The 20,478-nt window shown below is 63.1% G+C and carries 16 protein-coding genes; 8 read left to right on the forward strand and 8 right to left on the reverse strand.

Annotation, left to right across the window (positions count from 1 at the left end; all coding sequences use genetic code 11):
• Positions 1-107: 107 nt before the first annotated feature.
• Complete coding sequence (locus V6943_RS09055) at positions 108-2,861, forward strand: response regulator (protein ID WP_340553283.1); 2,754 nt, start codon at positions 108-110, stop codon at positions 2,859-2,861.
• A 152-nt stretch (positions 2,862-3,013) separates the two neighbouring features.
• On the opposite strand, the gene ggt is transcribed toward V6943_RS09055, so the two are convergent.
• A complete protein-coding gene (gene ggt / locus V6943_RS09060; RefSeq protein ID WP_340553284.1) occupies positions 3,014-4,807 on the reverse strand; it encodes a gamma-glutamyltransferase in 1,794 nt (597 codons plus the stop codon).
• A 180-nt stretch (positions 4,808-4,987) separates the two neighbouring features.
• On the opposite strand from ggt, the gene cysM reads away from it, so the two are divergent.
• From cysM to V6943_RS09090, 6 genes are all read left to right on the forward strand, one after another.
• Complete coding sequence (gene cysM / locus V6943_RS09065) at positions 4,988-5,890, forward strand: cysteine synthase CysM (RefSeq protein WP_181102807.1); 903 nt, start codon at positions 4,988-4,990, stop codon at positions 5,888-5,890.
• Between the two features lie 33 nt (positions 5,891-5,923).
• Complete coding sequence (gene rlmD, locus V6943_RS09070; RefSeq protein WP_340553285.1) at positions 5,924-7,279, forward strand: 23S rRNA (uracil(1939)-C(5))-methyltransferase RlmD; 1,356 nt, start codon at positions 5,924-5,926, stop codon at positions 7,277-7,279.
• A 100-nt stretch (positions 7,280-7,379) separates the two neighbouring features.
• Positions 7,380-9,626: a GTP diphosphokinase gene (gene relA / locus V6943_RS09075; RefSeq protein WP_340553286.1), complete on the forward strand. Its 2,247-nt coding sequence runs from the start codon at positions 7,380-7,382 to the stop codon at positions 9,624-9,626.
• Positions 9,627-9,795: 169 nt separating this feature from the next.
• Positions 9,796-10,626 (forward strand): nucleoside triphosphate pyrophosphohydrolase, encoded by an 831-nt coding sequence (gene mazG / locus V6943_RS09080; RefSeq protein WP_131648163.1) that lies wholly within the window; start codon positions 9,796-9,798, stop codon positions 10,624-10,626.
• A gap of 110 nt (positions 10,627-10,736) precedes the next feature.
• Entirely contained in the window at positions 10,737-11,276 is a 540-nt protein-coding gene (locus tag V6943_RS09085) for a DUF2058 domain-containing protein (protein WP_131648164.1), read from the forward strand.
• A gap of 129 nt (positions 11,277-11,405) precedes the next feature.
• Positions 11,406-11,555: a hypothetical protein gene (locus V6943_RS09090; RefSeq protein WP_165914190.1), complete on the forward strand. Its 150-nt coding sequence runs from the start codon at positions 11,406-11,408 to the stop codon at positions 11,553-11,555.
• Between the two features lie 15 nt (positions 11,556-11,570).
• Here V6943_RS09090 and V6943_RS09095 read toward each other — a convergent pair whose 3' ends face one another.
• Both V6943_RS09095 and V6943_RS09100 read right to left on the reverse strand, forming a co-directional pair.
• Complete coding sequence (locus V6943_RS09095; protein WP_131648165.1) at positions 11,571-12,251, reverse strand: phosphoribosyltransferase; 681 nt, start codon at positions 12,249-12,251, stop codon at positions 11,571-11,573.
• Positions 12,252-12,254: 3 nt separating this feature from the next.
• Positions 12,255-13,586 carry an erythromycin esterase family protein gene (locus tag V6943_RS09100; protein WP_340553287.1) on the reverse strand — a complete coding sequence of 444 codons (1,332 nt, stop codon included), beginning with the start codon at positions 13,584-13,586 and terminating at the stop codon, positions 12,255-12,257.
• A 177-nt stretch (positions 13,587-13,763) separates the two neighbouring features.
• Between V6943_RS09100 and V6943_RS09105 the strand changes: the two genes are divergently transcribed.
• Complete coding sequence (locus tag V6943_RS09105; protein ID WP_131648167.1) at positions 13,764-13,997, forward strand: hypothetical protein; 234 nt, start codon at positions 13,764-13,766, stop codon at positions 13,995-13,997.
• Between the two features lie 9 nt (positions 13,998-14,006).
• Here the strand turns inward: V6943_RS09105 and pdeM are convergent, their stop codons facing one another.
• The 5 genes from pdeM to urtC form a co-directional block, all read right to left on the reverse strand.
• Positions 14,007-14,663, reverse strand: coding sequence for a ligase-associated DNA damage response endonuclease PdeM (gene pdeM / locus V6943_RS09110; RefSeq protein ID WP_340553288.1), 657 nt, complete (start codon positions 14,661-14,663; stop codon positions 14,007-14,009).
• Between the two features lie 208 nt (positions 14,664-14,871).
• Positions 14,872-17,496 (reverse strand): ligase-associated DNA damage response DEXH box helicase, encoded by a 2,625-nt coding sequence (locus tag V6943_RS09115; RefSeq protein WP_340553289.1) that lies wholly within the window; start codon positions 17,494-17,496, stop codon positions 14,872-14,874.
• Positions 17,497-17,761: 265 nt separating this feature from the next.
• The gene (gene urtE / locus V6943_RS09120) at positions 17,762-18,460 is read right to left on the reverse strand and encodes an urea ABC transporter ATP-binding subunit UrtE (RefSeq protein WP_181102779.1); all 699 of its coding nucleotides are present in this window, start codon (positions 18,458-18,460) and stop codon (positions 17,762-17,764) included.
• A 67-nt stretch (positions 18,461-18,527) separates the two neighbouring features.
• A complete protein-coding gene (urtD, locus tag V6943_RS09125) occupies positions 18,528-19,382 on the reverse strand; it encodes an urea ABC transporter ATP-binding protein UrtD (RefSeq protein WP_340553290.1) in 855 nt (284 codons plus the stop codon).
• The gene (gene urtC / locus V6943_RS09130; RefSeq protein ID WP_340553291.1) at positions 19,379-20,458 is read right to left on the reverse strand and encodes an urea ABC transporter permease subunit UrtC; all 1,080 of its coding nucleotides are present in this window, start codon (positions 20,456-20,458) and stop codon (positions 19,379-19,381) included. Before urtC ends, urtD begins: the two co-directional genes overlap by 4 nt.
• Between the last annotated feature and the right edge of the window lie 20 nt (positions 20,459-20,478).

Raw genomic sequence — 20,478 nt, forward strand, 5'->3', positions numbered from 1 at the left:
GCTGATCCGGTGAACGCCGCACGCTCCGTCGCCAGACGGCTCTGGTAGGCAGATTCCCTTACGGCGAGCCGCTACACTAGCGGCCTTGCGATAGAGGGGATGGAACCGTGCTGAGAGACCTGGGAATCAAGAGTCGTGTGCTGGCGCTGATACTGCTGCCTAGCACGGTGCTAGCCGTTGCGCTTGGCGTCTACTTCACCTTGATGCAGCTGTCGGAAATGCGCCACCAGCTCGACGAGCGCGGGCAGCTCATCGCCCGGCAGCTGGCGCCACTGGCAGCGCCGGCCATGGCGCAGGGATATGGCAAGCGGCTGCAGCGGATCCTCAATCAGGTCCTGGACCAGCCCGACGTCCGCGCCGTATCGATCCTCGATACCGAGCGCAACCTGCTGGCCCACGCCGGGCCTAACATGGTCACCCCATCACCACCGACCGACCCCGAGGCCCTGACCCAGGTCAGCAGCATCGACACCACGCGCATTCTCCTGCCGGTCCTCGGTAAACATCTGAATCTCGCTGAAGACAATCCCAGCAACGACCTCCGTCAGATCGGTTGGCTGGAGCTCGAACTGTCGCACCAGGGCACCTTGCTACGCGGTTATCGCAGCCTGTTCACCAGTCTGCTGTTGATTGGCGCGGGGCTGATCATCACCGCGCTGCTGGCGCTGCGCATGAGCACCGCGATCAGCAAGCCGCTGCACAAGGTCAAGGTGGCCGTGGCGCAGCTCAAGGACGGTTATCTGGAGACTCGGCTGCCTGCTCTCGGCAGTCACGAAATGGACGAGGTCGCGGCGGGCATCAACCGCATGGCCGAGGCACTGTTCAGCGCCCGCGAAGAGTTGCAGCAGAGCATCGACCAGGCCACCGAGGACGTGCAGCAAAACCTCGAAACCATCGAAATCCAGAACATCGAACTGGACCTAGCGCGTAAAGAGGCGCTGGAGGCCAGCCGGATCAAGTCCGAATTCCTGGCCAACATGAGCCACGAGATCCGCACGCCGCTCAACGGCATCCTCGGCTTCACCCACCTGCTGCAGAAAAGCGACCTTACCCCGCGTCAGCAGGACTACCTGTCGACTATCGAGAAGTCCGCCGACAGCTTGCTGGGCATCATCAACGAGATCCTCGATTTCTCGAAGATCGAGGCCGGCAAGCTGGTGCTCGACAGTGTTCCGTTCAACCTGCGCGACCTGATCGAAGACACTCTGACCATCCTCGGCCCGGCGGCACATGCCAAGCAGCTGGAGCTGGTCAGCCTGGTCTATCGCGACACGCCGCTGTCGCTGGTGGGCGATCCGCTGCGGCTCAAGCAGGTGCTGACCAATCTGGTCAGCAACGCCATCAAATTCACCAACGAAGGCACCGTCGTCGTACGCGCTATGGTCGAGGACGAGCGCTCCGATCGCGCGCAGCTGCGCATCAGCGTGCAGGACACCGGTATCGGCCTGACCGATCAGGACCTGCGCGCGCTGTTTCAGGCCTTCAGCCAGGCGGATAACTCGCTCTCGCGCCAACCGGGCGGCACCGGCCTCGGGCTGGTGATCTCCAAGCGTCTGATCGAGCAGATGGGTGGGGAAATCGGGGTCGATAGCATTCCGGAGGAGGGCTCCGAATTCTGGATCAGCCTGAGCCTGCCCAAGGCCCGCGACGACATCGAAGATTTGCCTCGCGCCGCGCTGCTGGGCCGCAAGATCGGCGTGCTGGAGCAGCACCCACTGGCACGTCAAGCCTTGCAGCATCAACTGGAAAGCTGCGGCCTGGACGTGTTGCCGTTCGATTCCCTGGACCAGCTTCAAGCGGCGGTGGCTGCTGCGCAAACGAGTGAAACGCCCATCGGAATCGCCGTGCTTGGCGTGACTCATCGCGAGATCGCGCCTCAGCAACTCTGCCAGCGGTTGTGGGAATTCGAAGGGCTGGGCTGCAAATGCATCGTGCTCTGCCCGACCAGCGAACAGGCGCAGTATCACGAAGCCCTGCCCGAATCCCATACGCATACCCAGCTGCAAAGCAAACCGTCCTGCACGCGCAAGCTGCAGCGGGTCCTGCTCGATCTGCTGCGTCCGCAACAGCCATTGGTCGAGAGCTTGGCGATGCCCGAAACACGTCCGCCGCGCGTGCTCTGCGTCGATGACAACCCGGCCAATCTGTTGTTACTCGAAACCCTGCTGACCGACATGGGCGGTGAGGCCGAGGCGGTCAGCAGTGGCCAGGAAGCGCTCGAAGTGGTCAAACGTCAGCCGTTCGATCTGGTGTTCATGGACGTGCAGATGCCCGGCATGGATGGGCGCCAGACCACCGAGGCGATTCGCCGGTGGGAGGAGGACAGCGGCCAGCCGCCGATGCCGATCATCGCGCTGACCGCCCATGCGCTATCCAACGAAAAGCGTTCGCTCCTGCAGAGCGGCCTGGACGATTACCTGACCAAGCCCATCAGCGAACGCCAGCTGGCTCAGGTGATATTGAAGTGGACCGGCTTGCCGCTGTCGCGCAGTTTTCTCGCCGCGCCAGCCGATATGGCGGTAGCGGATAACAACCTGAAGGTTCTGGATGCCGAGGAAGGCTTGCGTCTGGCGGCCGGCAAGGCCGATCTGGCGGCCGACATGATGAGCATGCTGTTGGCATCGCTGGAAGACGATCGCCGGGCAATCAGGACGGCGCGTGATGTGAACGACCGACAGGCGATGATCGACCGCGTGCACCGATTGCACGGCGCCACGCGTTATTGCGGGGTTCCGCAGTTACGCGCGGCCTGCGAGCGCAGCGAAACGCTGCTGAAACAGAACCACCCAAGCGCCGCGCATGCGCTGGATGAACTGGACAGCGCCATCGAGCGGCTGGAGCACGCTGCCCGAGTTGTCTAGCGCAATGTCGTTCACTTAGGCCCATTCGCGCCGAGGTCGGGCCTCCCACAAAAAGCAGCAGGCGCGCGCACCGAGCCGCTGTAGGAGGCGCGCCCTCGCGGCGAAGCAGGCCGCAGGCCTGCCCCAAGCCACGACGCACGCGTTGTCGGCCATCACTCGCCCATCACCACACCTTCACGCCGCGGATCGGCGCCGCCGAACCAGCCGCTGTCGGTACGCTGGATGGCCTGCAGGCCGCTGGTCATGTCTGTCTCATTGACCTCATGGCCGCGTGCTTCCAATGACTCCACCGTGCTGGCCGGGAAGCGTCCGGCTTCGAGTACGGTCGGGCCGTTGAAGCTGCCGAAGTTCGGCAGGTCGATGGCCCGTTGCGCATCCAATCCCCAGCCGTACATGCCCAGCAGGGCTTTCGCCGTGAAATGGATGATGGCCGCACCGCCAGGCGAACCGACGCTGGCGAGCACACGGTCGCCTGCGGCATCGAACACCAGCGTCGGACTCATGCTCGAACGGGGACGCTTGTTCGGCTCGACCCGGTTGGCTACCGGCTTGCCCTGGGAATCCCGCGGCTCGAACGCGAAGTCGGTGAGTTCGTTGTTCAGCAGATAGCCGCCGGGCAGGCCGGTGCCGCCGTCATTGAGCAGACGTGAGCCGAAGGCCTGCTCGATGCTGGTGGTCATCGCCAGCGCATTGCCCTGGTCGTCGACGATGCTGATGTGGCTGGTGCCGTATTCCGGCTGCTCGGGCTGAGGCGCGAACGAGACGGGCATCGCTCCCGGTTCGCCTGCTTGTGCAGTCCCCATGCTGCGCGTGCCGATCAGTTCGGCGCGCTGTTTGAGGTACTTGGGCGCGAGCATGCTGTTCCACGTCCGCCCCGGTACCGGAGCGAAATCGGGGTCGGCGATGTATTTGGCGCGATCCGCGTAGGCCAGGCGCGCGGCTTCGGTGTAGCGGTGCAGGAACTCCGCCGAAGGCACGCCCTGGTCCAGCGCTGGTAGCGGCGACAACTGCTCCAGAATCCCGAGGATCTGCATCTGGGTGATATGCCCGGATGACGGCGGTGGAAAGCCACACACCTGATAGCGCTGCTGCCAGAGGTTGCACAGCGGATCGCGTTGGCGCGGTTCGTAGACCTCCAGGTCACTCAGGGTCATTGCTCCGGCGTTCTGGTGCTCGTTCACCTGGCGCACCAGCGCCTGGGCGTTGGCGCCGCGATAGAAGGCATCGCTGCCGTTCTCGGCGATATTGCTCAGTAGCTCGGCGAGCGCCGGGTTGCGCAGGCGATGCCCAACGGGCCAGGGCGAGCCGTCCGGCTGGTAGTAGAAGGCGGCGGCGGGCGGGTTGTCGCGAAGCGCCGGGTCGCTCTCAAGCAAACGGTGCAGTCGCGGGCTGATTTCGAAGCCGTCCTCGGCGAGCCGGATGGCCGGTTGCAGCAACTCTCGCCAGGGCAACTTGCCGTATTGCTGGTGTGCCTGCTCGAGCATTTTCACGATGCCCGGCACGCCCACCGAGCGGCCTCCAACGACCGCCTGCTGAAAATCCATGGGTGTGCCATCGGGCTTCAAGAACAGCGCTTCGTCGACAGCAGCTGGTGCGGTCTCGCGACCGTCCAGCGCGATCACGTTCTCGCCATCCCAATGCAGCAGAAAGGCGCCGCCACCGATGCCGCTGGATTGCGGCTCGACCAGCGTCAGTACCATCTGCACGGTCACTGCAGCATCCATCGCGCTGCCTCCCGCCTTGAGAATCTGGTAGCCAGCCTCGGTCGCTAGCGGGTTGGCAGCGGCCACGGCAAAGCGTTCGGTGGCCCAACCGGGTTTGGCGGTGTAGCCGCTGGCGCCTTCGGGTGCAGGTGGCGTCTGGCTGGATGAGCCGTCCGGGCTGGAACAGGCAGTCAGGCTGGCGAGTAAAAAGGTGAAGACCAGTGCGGCAGGTCCGACGGGCATGAGTGAGTTCCTTAAGGAAGGGCGATAGGTATAGAGCTAGACCACTGACAACTATCTGCCAAGCTTGATCGCTGCGTTTCGCGCTTACGGTATGCGCTGGCCAAGCCGGGCGGTCTGCCCGTGTCCGGTGGTTGTCGGTATCATGTGCGCCTTCCAAATGCCGCTCGGTTCATCGACGCCATGACAATTCAGTACCCGACCATTGCCGATTGCGTCGGCAACACCCCCCTGGTTCGCCTGCAGCGGCTGCCCGGCGAAACCACCAACACCATTCTGGTCAAGCTCGAAGGCAACAATCCGGCGGGCTCGGTGAAAGATCGCCCCGCATTGTCGATGATTGCGCGCGCCGAAGCGCGCGGTGATATCAAACCCGGCGATACCCTGATCGAAGCCACCTCCGGCAATACCGGCATCGCCCTGGCCATGGCGGCAGCGATCAAGGGTTACAAGTTCATCCTGATCATGCCGGACAACTCCAGCGCCGAGCGCAAGGCGGCGATGACCGCCTACGGCGCCGAGCTTATTCTGGTGAGCAAAGAAGAGGGCATGGAAGGTGCCCGCGACCTGGCAGTGAAGATGGCCGCCGAAGGCCGTGGCAAGGTGCTCGATCAGTTCGCCAATGGCGACAATCCCGAAGCGCACTACAGCAGCACCGGCCCGGAACTCTGGCAGCAGACCGGCGGCGGCATCACCCATTTCGTCAGTTCCATGGGCACGACCGGCACCATCATGGGCGTGTCGCGCTACCTCAAGGAGCAGAACCAGGCCGTCCAGATCATCGGCCTGCAACCCATGGAAGGCGCGGCGATTCCGGGTATTCGCCGCTGGCCGCAAGAGTACCTGCCGAAGATTTATCAGGCCGAGCGCGTCGATCGTGTTGTCGACATGTCCCAGGCGGAGGCTGAAGACGTCATGCGGCGCCTGGCCCGCGAAGAGGGCATCTTCTGCGGTGTTTCCTCAGGCGGTGCGGTGGCGGCTGCGCTGCGTCTGTCGCAGGAAGTTGAGAACGCGGTAATTGTCGCGATCATCTGTGACCGTGGCGACCGCTACCTGTCGACGGGCGTTTATGACCAGCCCAACTGATCGGTTCGTGCGCGCTCGGAGCGGTGTTCTCTGATGGCCAAACGCAGCGGAGGCTTGCGCTTCCAGCCCAGTGGTGGCGAGAAGAAGCCACAGATCCCGACCGGCAAGAAGCAGCGGCTGAATATTCAGCGCCTGGCCAACGACGGCCGCGGTATTGGCTTCGTTGACGGCCGCACCTGGTTCGTCGAAGGCGCCTTGCCCGACGAAGAGGTCGAGGCGCGTGTGTTGGCGGCGCGCAGTCAGATAGTCGAAGCCCGTACCGAGCGGGTGCTGAGCGCCAGCTCCCGCCGTCGCTTAGAACCGTGCCCTCATGCACGGGTTTGCGGTGGCTGCAACCTGCAGCACCTGGGCGCGACTGATCAGCTCGAGCTCAAGCAGCGCAGTCTCGCCGAGCAGCTGTCGCGGCTGGCCGGCATCGAACCTCAGGTCTGGGCGACACCGCTGAGCGGGCCCGAATTCAGCTATCGTCGCCGCGCCCGGCTGGCGGTGCGCTGGGACAACAAGGCCAGACGACTGGACGTTGGCTTTCGCGCCAGCGCCAGTCAGGACATCGTTTCCATTCGTGAATGCCACGTGCTGGTACAGCCTTTGCAATCAATGCTGCCGGCGTTGCTGGCGGTGTTACATGAGCTGGATAAACCGCAGGCCATCGGTCACGTGGAGTTGTTTAGCGGTACCGCCGAAGCGGTGCTGGTGCGTCATACCGTGGCGTTGGATGAGGCCGATCTGCAGCGGCTGTCGGCTTCTGCCCAAGCACATGGCGTGCAGCTCTGGTTGCAGGGCGAAGGCCAGCCGCAGCCGCTGGAACATACGTATGCGTTGGGCTACCGATTGCCGGCCTGGGATCTGGAGTTGGCCTGGCGGCCGGGCGATTTCGTTCAGGTCAACGCGCCGGTGAACGAGGCGATGGTGGCGCAGGCGTTGGAATGGCTGGCGCCGGAAGCGGGTGAGCGGGTGCTGGATCTGTTCTGCGGACTGGGCAACTTCGCCTTGCCGCTGGCACGTGAGGGCGCGCAGGTGGTGGCGGTGGAAGGCGTCGAAGAGATGGTCGAGCGCGCTCGCACCAATGCGGCGCACAACGGTCTGGTCAATGCGCACTTTTATCAGGCGGACCTGTCGAAGCCGCTTGTCGAAGCGCAGTGGGCCAAAGAAGGTTTCTCGGCCGTGTTGCTGGACCCGCCGCGTGACGGCGCGTTCGAGATCGTTCGGCAAATGACGACTTTAGGCGCGCGGCGCGTGGTTTATGTTTCGTGCAACCCTGCGACGCTGGCACGCGATGCCGCCGAGCTGGTTCGCCAGGGCTATAGGCTCAAGCGAGCCGGCGTGCTGGACATGTTTCCGCAAACGGCGCACGTCGAGGCCATGGCGCTCTTCGAGCGTTCGACATAGCAGCAGATTTTTGACAGGCAAACGGCCTGTGGTTCAACCGACCGACTCCCAGAAAGTCGGCGTATTCGACGCAAATACTGCGTAGAGGGAAGGTAAATAGATGGTCCAGGTCAGAGCGCTTCAGCCGATCAACACCGACGGCAGCATCAACCTCGAAGGCTGGCTCGATCATGTGCTCGGGTTGGACCCGGCACTCGACCGCGACGCACTCAAGCAGGCCTGCGAATTCGCTCGATCGGCGGAGCAGCAGGCCAATGCGGCACAGAATCTGTGGAGCGAAGGCACCTCCAGTTACCTGACCGGTCTGGAAATCGCAGAGATACTTGCCGATCTCAAGCTCGATCAGGACAGCCTGGTGGCCGCGGTGATCTACCGCGGCGTGCGTGAAGGCAAGATTCAGCTGGCGGAGGTGCATCAGCAGTTCGGCCCGGTGGTGGCCAAGCTGATCGAGGGCGTGCTGCGTATGGCCGCTATCAGCGCCAGCCTCAACCCGCGCGAGTCGCTAGTACTTGGCACTCAGACTCAGGTGGAAAACCTGCGCAAGATGCTGGTGGCCATGGTCGACGACGTGCGCGTCGCCCTGATCAAACTGGCCGAGCGGACCTGCGCCATCCGCGCGGTGAAGAACGCCGACGATGACAAACGCCATCGTGTCGCCCGCGAAGTGTTCGACATCTATGCTCCGCTGGCGCATCGCCTGGGCATCGGACATATCAAATGGGAGCTGGAGGACCTGTCCTTCCGCTATCTCGAGCCCGAGCAGTACAAGCAGATCGCCCAGTTGCTGCATGAGCGCCGCCTGGATCGCGAGCAGTACATCGATAACGTGGTTCAGCAGTTGCAGGACGAACTGAACGCCGCCGGTATCAATCCGGAAATCGATGGCCGCGCCAAGCACATCTATTCCATCTGGCGGAAGATGCAGAAGAAGGGCCTGCAATTCAGCCAGATCTACGACGTTCGTGCCGTGCGGGTGCTGGTGCCAGAAATTCGTGACTGCTACACCGCGCTCGGTATCGTGCATACCCTGTGGCGGCATATTCCCAAGGAGTTCGACGACTACATCGCCAACCCTAAGGAGAACGGCTACCGCTCACTGCACACCGCGGTACTCGGTCCGGAGGGCAAGGTGCTGGAAGTGCAGATCCGTACCGTGGCCATGCATGAGGAGGCGGAATTGGGGGTTTGCGCCCACTGGCGCTACAAGGGCACCGACGTCAACTCCAGCTCCAACCACTACGAAGAAAAAATCGCCTGGCTGCGGCAGGTACTCGAATGGCATGAGGAACTGGGCGATATCGGCGGTCTGGCCGATCAGTTGCGGGTGGATATCGAGCCGGATCGGGTCTATGTCTTCACGCCGGACGGTCATGCCATCGACCTGCCCAAGGGTGCCACGCCGCTGGATTTCGCTTATCGCGTACACACCGAGATCGGCCACAACTGCCGCGGCGCCAAGATCAACGGGCGCATCGTGCCGCTCAACTACAGCCTGCAGACCGGCGAGCAGGTGGAAATCATTACCAGCAAGCACGGCTCGCCAAGCCGCGACTGGCTGAACCCCAACCTGGGCTACATCACCACCTCGCGCTCGCGGGCGAAGATCGTCCACTGGTTCAAACTGCAGGCCCGCGATCAGAACGTGGCCGCCGGCAAGGCGCTGCTGGAGCGTGAACTGGGCCGCCTCGACCTGCCGCCGGTGGATTTCGACAAGGTGGCAGAGAAGGCCAATCTGAAGAGCGCCGAAGACATGTTCGCTGCGCTCGGCGCCGGCGACCTGCGCCTGGCTCAGTTGGTCAATCACGCGCAGCAACTGGTGGAGCCGGATGGCCACGCCGCCGATCAGCTCGAACTCATCCCGCGCCGTCCCGCCAGCACCAAGCCCGGTAAGCGCGGCGACGTGCAGATCCAGGGCGTCGGCAACTTGCTGACGCAGATGGCCGGCTGCTGCCAGCCGCTGCCGGGCGACCCCATCGTCGGCTACATCACGGTCGGTCGTGGAGTCAGCATTCACCGTCAGGATTGCGCCTCGGTGCTGCAACTGTCCGGGCGCGAGCCGGAGCGGATCATCCAGGTCAGCTGGGGTCCGATCCCGGAGAAAACCTACCCGGTGGACATCATCATTCGCGCCTACGACCGCGCCGGCCTGCTGCGCGATGTCTCGCAGGTGCTGCTGAACGAGCGAATCAACGTACTGGCCGTCAACACCCGCTCGAACAAGGAAGACAGCACGGCGCTGATGACGCTGACCATAGAAATTCCAGGGCTGGGTGCGCTGGGGCGGTTGCTGGGACGGGTATCGCAACTGCCGAATATTATCGAGGCGAAGCGCCAAAGAGCCTCCTGATCCGTTCCGAGCTGCTGCGCTCGATCTGGCGTTGTTGAAGGCCTACCGAAAAATGCTCATTGGCAGACGCCAACTCCGCTTTTTCGGTAGGCCTTCGCCTAGCCAGCTCTTCGCTCGCGACGCTCGGTGCTGAGCAACCGGTGAAAAGCCAAGTCTTTTTGAGGACACCATGTACCAACTCCCCGATCTCCTGCATCTGATGGCCCGCCTGCGTGATCCGCAACACGGTTGCCCCTGGGACCTGCAGCAGGATTACGCCAGCATCGTGCCGCACACGCTCGAAGAAGCTTATGAGGTGGCCGATGCCATCGAGAGCGGCGATTTCGATCATCTGCCCGGCGAACTGGGCGATCTGCTGTTTCAGGTCGTCTACTACAGCCAGTTGGGGAAGGAGGAGGAGCGGTTCGAGTTCGCCACGGTGGTCGATGCCATTACCCGCAAGCTGATCCGCCGCCATCCTCATGTGTTTCCCGACGGTGACCTCTATGGCTCCCCCGAGTTGCCACGGCTCGATGAGACGGCGATCAAGCAGCGCTGGGAAGAAATCAAGGCCGAGGAGCGCGCCGAGAAAGCGGCCGCGCCGGAGCAGCTTTCACTGCTCGATGACGTGCCCAGCGCGCTACCCGCCTTGAGCCGTGCCGCCAAGCTGCAAAAGCGTGCTGCTCAGGTTGGTTTCGACTGGCCCGATGCCTTGCCGGTGGTGGACAAGGTGCGTGAGGAATTGGACGAAATGCTCGAAGCCATGAGCGAGAACGATCCAGAAGCCGTCGCCGAGGAAATTGGCGACCTGCTGTTCGTCACGGTCAATCTGGCGCGTCATCTGAAGGTAGATCCGGAAAACGCCTTGCGCGCCGCCAATCGCAAATTCGAACGGCGCTTTCGGTTCATCGAGCAAGCCTTGCGGGATACCGGTCGGCCCATCGAGAATTGCGACCTGCAAGAGCTGGATGCGCTTTGGGGCGAGGCCAAAAAAGCCGAGCAGGCATCAAGCTGCGGTTGATAGCCGGAGCGTAATCACGGATGTTGTCTACGCCACGAACCTCCGCTCGGTGGATCCAGTAAATCCACCTTTACGTCTAATTTGAACTTCACGACTAAACGAGCCGACACATGAGTCTTTCCCTTCGCGACCAGCTGCTCAAAGCAGGGCTGGTCAATGAGAAACAGGCCAAGCAGGCCGGCAAGCAACAGCAGAAACAGCAGCGCCTGGTAAAGAAAGGCCAGGCCGAACAGGACAATTCCCAGCGTGAGGCGGCACTCAAGGCTCAAGCCGAGAAACAGGCGCGCGACCAGGAACTGAACCGTCAGCAGCAGCAAAAGGCCGAGCAGAAGGCGCGTACCGCGCAGATCAAGCAGCTGATCGAAACCAGCCGCCTGCCCAAGCTGACGACCGAGGATTACTACAACTTCGTCGACGACAAGAAGGTCAAGCGCCTGTCGGTGAACAAGCTGATGCGTGACAAGTTGTCCAGCGGTTCGCTGGCCATCGTCCGCCATGGCGGCGGTTACGAGGTGATCCCGCGCGAGGCGGCGCTAAAGATTCAGGAGCGCGATCCGCGCCGTATCGTTCAGCTCAACACCCAGACTGAAGCGCCGGATGCGGACGATCCGTACGCCGCCTACCAGATCCCCGACGATTTGATGTGGTAACGCGCTGCTGAATGACGTACCGCGACCGGTTATTGCCAGCCCGACAGAAGGATGGATTTCTGCCAGCCGCAAAGCCTCTACTGCTGTAGAAGCATCCGGACGTTCCGGTTACAGCAGGAGGACAGCGACATGGAAAACATCTTCGAATTGGACGACACGCTCAGCTGGCAGGCCAACGGTGTACCGGGTGATCCGGAAGAGCCCGGCGTGCCGGATCTGCCGAGCGAACCCGGTGAGCCAACCATTCCAGACCAGCCGCCCCCCGCGCCAGTGGCCTGAGGTGGTCAGCGCCGGCTAGGGTGCATCCGCAAAATCCTGAGCTTGGGCGAGCAGGTCGATGACCTGCTCGTCACTGGTCTGCGTGAAATCACCATAGTGACGTCCTACACCAACGAACGGCTCGGGCATGGCCAGGCACACCAGCTCGTCGACCTCCGTTTTCAGCATTTCGACTTCCTCGCGCGGACCCACCGGAATTGCGAGCACGATCCGGCTGGGATTCGCCTGTTTCAATCCCTTCAATGCGGCTCTCACAGTCGCACCCGTTGCGACGCCGTCATCGATCACGATGACGCAACGACCGCCCAATAGCGGGGCGGGCCGTCCACCGCAATAGCGTTGCCGACGCCGTTCCAGCTCGGCCAGCTGACGTTCCATTTCGTCATCGAACCAGTTCGGTGGCGGTGCGATCTGGTTGAACAACTCCTGATTGATGACCCATTTCGGCTCGGCGCCATCGATCACCGCGCCGAGCGCCAGCTCTTCGTTGCCCGGTGCGCCGATCTTGCGCACCAGCACCAGGTCGAGACGCGCCTTGAGGCGGCGTGCCACTTCGAAAGCAACGGGCACGCCGCCACGCGGCAACGCAAGTACCACCGGGTTCGCGTCGGCCAGGTGTTGCAGGGCCTCGGCCAGCTCCTGGCCGGCATGGGCACGGTCGCGAAACAGATAGGAATCAGGAATGAACGCACGCATGACTCACTCTCCGAACGGGTAGGTATCCGGAACGATTTCGTCGTCGATCTGTTGCGGGCCTATCGGCGTCACCGCATGGGTCTGTTCCAGCCAGATCAAAGCGTCGAACTGTTCCGACAGTATGGCCTGGAAATAATGACTCTGCCGCTCGGTAGCCGGGCGGTAGATGACGCCGATAGCCCGTTCCAGACGCGGTTTGGCCAGCGTCTGGCGTAGTTGCGCGTTGTCGCGCCAGTTGGTCAGCGACGCAGCGATGCCGGTACGCAGAAATAACTGCTCCCAGCTGTCCGGACGAGACGGGCGGACCTGCTTGATCTGCATCGGCTCGTCCCAGTTGTCCGCCGCCGCCACCTCGCCACGGTCCGTGGCCATGCCGATCAGTACCGCATCGCTGCCGAAAGCGGTACGGCACAGCTCGCCGATATTGAACTCACCGCCCCAGCCCATCGAGGTCGCCGCGGCGTTGCCGATATGCGAGTTGTGCGCCCAGACGATGGCCTTGGCGTCATCGCCGCGGTGGTCCAGCAGTGCGCGTAGGGTGTCGAACATATGCCGGTCACGCAGATTCCAGGAGTTCACCGAACCTTGATACATGGCCCGGTAGTACTGTTCCGCCGCGAGCACGACGCGGGCATTCTGCTCGGCATTGAAGAAGCTGCCGCCGTCCTTTTCCAAGTATTCCAGACGTTGATCGAGCAGCGCGCCCAATTGTTCGACCACCGCGTCTTCACAGGACGGCTGGCCAAGCATGACGTTGTGACCGTAGATCGCTGGCTCTTCGTGCCAAGGGCTGAGGCAACCGTAGCGATCCCGCGCGGCGCTGGCGGCCTGCGGGTCGACGCGATCGAGGTAGTCGAGCACTTCACGGATCGAAGAGCCGAGGCTGTAGACGTCAAGGCCACGAAACTCGACCCGTTGTTTGGGCGCCAGGGCCTCGTTGTGGCCGCGCAGCCAACGGGCGAAATCAGCGACTTCTTGGTTGCGCCACATCCAGGTCGGGAAGCGCTTGAAGCCTTCCTCGACCCAGGTCGGCGGCTGCAGATGGCGCACGTAGCGGTCGATTTTCGCCGCATCCGGCCAGTCCGCTTCGGCAGCGATGATGGTGAAACCGTGACGCTCTACCAGCCGTCGGGTAATGGCCGCTCGGGCACGGTAAAACTCCGACGTGCCGTGACTGGCCTCGCCGATCAATACCACTCGGGCATCGGCGAATTGATCGAATTGGTCGGCGAACGCCTGATCGTCGATTGCCGGTAGCGGGATCGCGTGCTGGCGCAGCAGCTCGACGAGTTGCTCTTCGGTCATTTCTGTAGTTCTTGAGCGTGATCGAATCATGGTTTCGTCTCCGGCTATCTATCGATGACCGGCGCTCGATGGCCCTGTTCAGACCGTTCGGCAGGTCGTCCGAACAAGCATGAGCGGCAGAACTGAACACGAAGGGCTAGGCTCTAAACAAAGCAACGCCCATTTCGGCGAGCAATGCCGAAGGCGCTACGAATAAAGGGGGCATTCATGACGACCTGGATCATCGCGTACAGCAAAGACGGTAATACCTCCATCCTCCGTACCGAATCCGAGCATCAGCCGGACATCGACGAGGCCGTAGAACTGGTTACCCGCAAGGCGGAACAGGATTATGCCGGTGAGGAAGACGCCTATGAGCATGATCCGGATATCGAGGAGACACCCGCCACACGCTTGGCCGAACGCTTCGGTATTACCGTGACCGGTATTTCCGAGGCCTGAATCCCGGGCTCAAGCCACCCGCCACACACAGTCATCCCCAACCACGAACAGACGCCGGCCCGGGTCGGCGTCGACCTCCATCATGCCGGTGAAGCTGCCGAAGGCCGGCATCAGACTCACCCGTTCGCCGATGCAGTAGCAGGGCAGGCGCAACGACTGGCGTCCGCGCCCGTTGAGGCGGAACGCCGGATGCAGATGGCCGGCCAGCACGTGATGGGTGGGGTGCGGGTCGGGTTCGTGTTGCAGGGCGAACGGGCCGAGTAGCAAGGGTTCGGGAACCACGGTCATGCCGAGGGTGGAAGGCGGATCGCCGGCGCGGCGGTCATGGTTGCCACGGATCAAGGTGATGGCGAGCGCTGGGTGCTTGTCGCGCCATGCATGCAGTTGCCCGAGGGTGGCTGGCGTCTGCGATTCCGGTGCGTGAAGAAAGTCGCCCAGGAAAATCAGCTGCTCGCACCGATAGCGGGCCAGTAGCGCATCCAGTCGCTGCAGATTGGCCTGAGTAGTGCCGTGCGGCACCGGCTGACCGAGGCGTCGATACGCGGCGGCCTTGCCAAAGTGGATATCGGCGATCAGCAGCGCGCGCTGTTCCGGCCAGTAGATGGCCTTGTCGGCAAGCAGCCAGAGTTCGGTCTGTTCCAGTTCGATGGAGAGATGCAGGGTCATGCGGGGTAGTGTATCGCGGGCGTGCGAGTCTTCTCAGTGCCCAGTTGGAGGCACGACCTCAAGCGAGGCTTCTCAAAGAATCGGGGCGCACCTGCCGCGATTGTTGGATGCCCGCCCTCGGGGCAAAGCTTTTGATCGTTCGACGCTTTGCGTGGGAACGCACCCGTGACGCTCTTGCGTCTACGAACTGGCTCCGTGTGGAAGATCCTCAACCGGAGCGTTTCGCCTTCTTCAGCCTCGGCGTACCGTCCTTAGCCGCGCGCGGTTTGCGCTTCGGGCTGGTTTCACGTTCCACCGCGATGCTGGCGTTTGCTTCCGGCTGATAGCCGCCAGGTCCCGCCGCCTTGTCCAGCTCGGCGACCATCCGCCGAATACGATCGGCCAGTTTTTCCGTGCTCATGCTTTCGCGGAATCGCTCGACCATCAGTGGGAACGCCAATGGCGTGGTGCGTTTGACCACATGGACGTCCAGCTGGCGTTGCTGCAGCCGGCTCAAGGTCTGTTCCAGCCGTTCGACCTCTAGTTCCTGTCGAAGCACTTCTTCCTCGGCCTGGGTCAGCAGCAGGTTGGCCGGGTCGTATTGGCGGAAGACATCGAAGAACAGGCCGCTGGACGCCTGTAACTGGCGGGCGCTCTTTTGCGCACCGGGGTAGCCGGAGAACACCAGCCCGGCAATCCGGGCGATTTCGCGAAACCGTCGGCGCGCCAGCTCGCCCGCGTTGAGGCTGGCGAGTACGTCATGCAGCAGATTCTGTTGACTGAACAAGGTCGGCGTCAGCCAGTGCAGCCAATCCACTTCAGTGGCCGAGAGCAGTTCCAAGCCGTAATCGTTGACGGCGATGGAGAATGTCAGCGGCTGTCGCTGGCCCATGCGCCAGGCCAACAGGCTGGCGAGGCCGAGGTGCACATGGCGGCCAGCGAAGGGGTAGAGAAATAAGTGCCAGCCTTCACGGGATTTCATTACCTCCGCCAGCAGCGTGGTTTCGGTCGGCAGCGCCGACCAGTCCAGCTGCACGCGCAGCAAGGGCTCGACCAGGCGCATCTCCGCACTGGCGAACTGGCCGCGCGAGGCGGCACCGAGTTGCTCGACCACCGCATCGGCGAGTTCGCTGGACAGTGGCATACGCCCGCCATTCCAGCGCGGCACCGCGGCTTTCTTGCCCGTGGCGCGGCTGACGTAGACGGTCATGTTCTCGACCCGTACCAGCTCCAGCAGGCGACCGCCGAACAGAAAGTTGTCACCCGGTCGCAGACGGGCAATGAAGCCTTCTTCGATGGTGCCCAGCGAGCGCCCGCTGCCACCCTTGGCCCAGAATTTCACCGTCAGGCTGGCATCGCTGACGATGGTGCCGATGCTCATGCGATGGCGCAGAGCGACGCGTTTGCTCGGTACTTTCCACAGGCCGGTTTCGTCCGGCTCGACGCGTTGATAATCCGGGTAGGCCGTCAGCGAATGCCCGCCGTGGCGGACGAACGCCAGCGCCCATTGCCACTGGTCTTCGTCCAGATTGCAGTACGACCAGGCCTGGCGGACTTCGGCGAGTAACTCGTCCGGTCGAAAACCGCCGCCCAAGGCCATGCTGACCAAGTGCTGGACCAGCACGTCGAGAGGCCGATGCGGCGCGCTACGGGCCTCGATACGGCGTTCGGCGATGGCGACCTGAGCGGCGGCGGCTTCGACCACTTCCACGCTGTGCGTCGGCACCAGCGTGACCCTGGACGTCCGACCCGGAGCGTGGCCGGAACGCCCGGCGCGCTGCATCAGCCGCGCCACGCCTTTTGGAGAACCGATCTGCAGTACACGCTCGACCGGCAGGAAGTCGACGCCGAGGTCCAGGCTCGACGTGCAGACCACCGCCTTCAGCGCACCTTGCTTAAGGCCCAGTTCCACCCAGTCGCGCACCTCGCGGGCCAGCGAGCCATGGTGAAGGGCGATCAGCCCGGCCCAGTCCGGCCTCGCTTCGAGGATGGCCTGATACCAGAGTTCGGATTGCGACCGGGTATTGGTAAAGACCAGCGAAGTGGCCGCCGATTCGATCTCCTCCACAACCTGCGGCAGCATACGCAGGCCCAGATGGCCGGCCCAGGGAAAGCGCTCGATGCTCGGCGGCAACAGCGTGTCGACGCGCAGTTGCTTGTCGATCCTGCCTTGCACCAACCGACCCGTGCCCGGATGCAGCAGCACCTCCAGCGCATGCGGTTGATTCCCCAGCGTGGCTGAAAGGCCCCAGACCATCAGCTCTGGCATCCAGCTGCGGAGCCGGGCCAACGCCAGTTGCAGCTGGACGCCGCGCTTGTTGCCCAGCAGCTCGTGCCATTCGTCCACGATCACCATGCGCAGATGGGCGAAAGCCTGCCGCGCGTCAGCGCGGGTCAGCAGCAGTGTCAGGCTTTCCGGCGTGGTAACCAGCGCACTGGGCAGGCGACGATTCTGCCGAGCGCGCTCGGCGCCGGCTGTATCGCCGGTGCGCAGGCCAATGCTCCAATTGATGCCGAGCTCGTCGAGCGGAGCCTGTAGGGCCCGTGCGGTATCGGCCGCCAGCGCGCGCATGGGGGTAATCCAGAGGACGGTGAGCGGGGCGGGTTTATCGGATGGTCTGGGGTGGGCGTGTGATTCGTTCGCCGGCAGGGCTTGTGCAGGCGCAAAGCGGTTCAGTGCGCCTAGCCAGACGGCGTAGGTCTTGCCCGAACCGGTGGTGGCGTGGAGCAGACCGGATTCGCCGTTCTGCACGGCTTGCCAGACGTCCTGCTGGAATGGAAAGGGCTGCCAGCCACGGCTGGCGAACCAGATATCGGCGAGATTGCCGGTTTGCGATGGTGGAGCCTTGCTCATGTGCCATACCGTTGGGTGAAACGGTGCCCGTAGGCGCGATTGCTGCTTGCGATTGGGTCAGCGACCAGATGTGTCGCGGCCGCTCAGGTCAGCACCGCGTTGCATTCGCCGTTCGCTGCACTGACCCTGTTCGAAAGCACCAATTGCTCTGACAGCGTATGAGCTCACTCTATCTTGGAGGCGAGGTGTGCCGGTGGAACGCAGCGGCATCCGGCTCGCCGAAGCGGGCTTGGTTTTGGCAGAACGCCAATCGATACCGCGTCCTTCAGATCGCTACCAGCCCGCGCACCCCTTCGGCCTCCATCGTCTCGCCCCGGCCCTGCTGAATGATTTCGCCGCGGCTCATTACCAGGTACTGGTCGGCCAGCTCGGCGGCGAAGTCGTAGAACTGCTCCACCAACAGAATCGCCATGTCGCCACGTGTGGCGAGTTTCTTGATCACTGCGCCGATCTCCTTGATCACCGAGGGCTGAATGCCTTCGGTGGGCTCGTCCAGGATCAACAGACGCGGCTTGCTCGCCAATGCGCGGCCGATGGCCAACTGTTGCTGCTGGCCACCGGAAAGGTCGCCGCCCCGGCGGTGTTTCATTTCCTTGAGGACCGGGAACAGCTCGTAGATGAACTCGGGCACCTCTTTCGCTTCCTTGGCGCTGAAACGAGACAGGCCCATCAATAGGTTTTCCTCGACGGTCAGGCGACCAAATATCTCGCGGCCCTGCGGTACGTAGGCGATGCCGGCTTGCACGCGCTGGTGCGGCTTGAAGCCGGTGATCGGCTTGCCTTCCCAGTTCACCGCGCCTTCCTTGGCCGGGATCAGGCCCATCAGGCACTTGAGCAGGGTGGTCTTGCCGACGCCGTTGCGGCCGAGCAGGCAAGTCACTTCGCCGATCCTGGCCTCAAACGACAGGCCGCGAAGAATGTGGCTGCCGCCGTAGTATTGATGCAGTTGTTGGACTTGCAGCATGTCGATGTCCTTGTTCATACGTAGGGCAGATCACGTTTATCGATCCACCGTGCGGGTCTCGGACGCTTCAGCGCCCCAGATAAACCTCGATCACCCGCTCATCGCTCTGCACGGTTTCGAGCGAGCCTTCGGCCAGCACCTGGCCCTGGTGCAGCACGGTGACGTGATCGGCGATGGAGCCGACGAAGCCCATGTCGTGCTCGACCACCATTAGCGAGTGCTTGCGCGCCAGGCTCTTGAACAGCTCGGCGGTGAACTCGGTTTCGGCGTCGGTCATACCGGCCACTGGCTCGTCGAGCAGCAGCAGATGCGGCTCCTGCATCAGCAGCATGCCGATCTCCAGGAACTGCTTCTGGCCGTGAGAAAGCAGGCCGGCCGGCCGATTGCGCGAGTTTTGCAAACGGATAGTGGTCAGCACCTCATCGATGCGATCGCGTTGCTGACCGTTGAGTTTCGCCTTCAGGCTGGCCCACACCGACTTGTCGGTTTTCTGCGCCAGTTCCAGGTTTTCGAAGACGCTCAGCGCTTCGAACACAGTGGGTTTCTGGAACTTGCGACCAATGCCGGACTGGGCGATCTCGACTTCGCTCATGCGCGTCAGGTCGAGGGTGTCGCCGAAGAACGCCGTGCCGCTGTCCGGGCGGGTCTTGCCGGTGATGACGTCCATCATGGTGGTCTTGCCGGCGCCGTTGGGGCCGATGATGCAACGCAGCTCGCCGACGCCGATGTAGAGGCTGAGATTGGTTAGGGCCTTGAAGCCGTCAAAGCTCACATTGATGTCTTCGAGGCTGAGAATGGTCCCGTGGCGAGCATCCAGGCCGTCGCTTTTCACACGGCCGAGGCCGATGGCGTCGCGACCGCTGCCGTTGATATCGGACTGGTCGAGGGGCTCGATGAGTTCAGGTACGGGTGCGGTTTTCATTGTTCGCCCCTCCGGCGCAGCAATCCGATGACGCCTTTCGGCAGATACAGGGTGACGACGATGAACAGCGCGCCGAGGGCGAACAGCCAGTACTCGGGAAAGGCCACGGTGAACCAGCTCTTCATGCCGTTGACGATGCCGGCGCCCAGCAGCGGGCCGACCAAGGTGCCGCGACCGCCCAGGGCAACCCAGACGGCGGCTTCGATGGATTGCGTCGGCGCCATTTCGCTGGGGTTGATGATGCCTACCTGTGGCACGTAGAGCGCTCCGGCCAGGCCGCAGAGCACCGCCGACAGCGTCCAGATGAAGAGCTTGTAACCGCGCGGATCGTAGCCGCAGAACATCAGCCGGTTTTCCGCGTCACGCAGCGCGGTCAGTACCCGGCCGAACTTGCTGCGGGCCAGGCGCCAGCCGAGAAACAAACTGCCTGCCAGCAGCGCGACGGTGGCGAGAAACAGCGTGGCGCGGGTGGCCGGGGCCGATATCGAGAAACCGAGGATGGTCTTGAAGTCGGTAAAGCCGTTGTTGCCGCCGAAGCCGGTTTCGTTGCGGAAGAACAGCAGCATACCGGCGAAGGTCAGCGCCTGGGTCATGATCGAGAAGTACACGCCCTTGATCCGCGAACGGAAGGCAAAGAAGCCAAAGGCGAAGGCCAGCAGCCCGGGCGCCAGCACCACCAGGCACATTGCCCAAAGGAAGCTGGAGGTGCCGTACCAGTACCAGGGCAGCTCGGTCCAGGCAAGGAAGCTCATGAACGCGGGCAAGCCGTCGCCGGCACTTTCACGCATCAGGTACATGCCCATGGCGTAGCCGCCGAGCGCGAAGAACAGGCCGTGGCCGAGCGACAGCAACCCGGCGTAACCCCAGACCAGGTCCAGCGCCAAGGCGACGATGGCGTAGCAGAGAATCTTGCCGACCAGCGTCAGGGTGTAAGCCGACACGTGGAAGGCGTTGTCCGCAGGCAGCAGGTGCAGCAAGGGCATGGCCAGCAGAATGGCGAGCACCACGCCGAGTGCGACGGCGGTGACTTTCGGGCCGGCCTTCTGCGCAGCCGTCAGGGTAAGGGGCTGATTCATGGATGTGCGCCTCGGGCAGG

Source organism: Pseudomonas sp. CBC3, assembly GCF_037967085.1.
GTDB lineage: Bacteria > Pseudomonadota > Gammaproteobacteria > Pseudomonadales > Pseudomonadaceae > Stutzerimonas.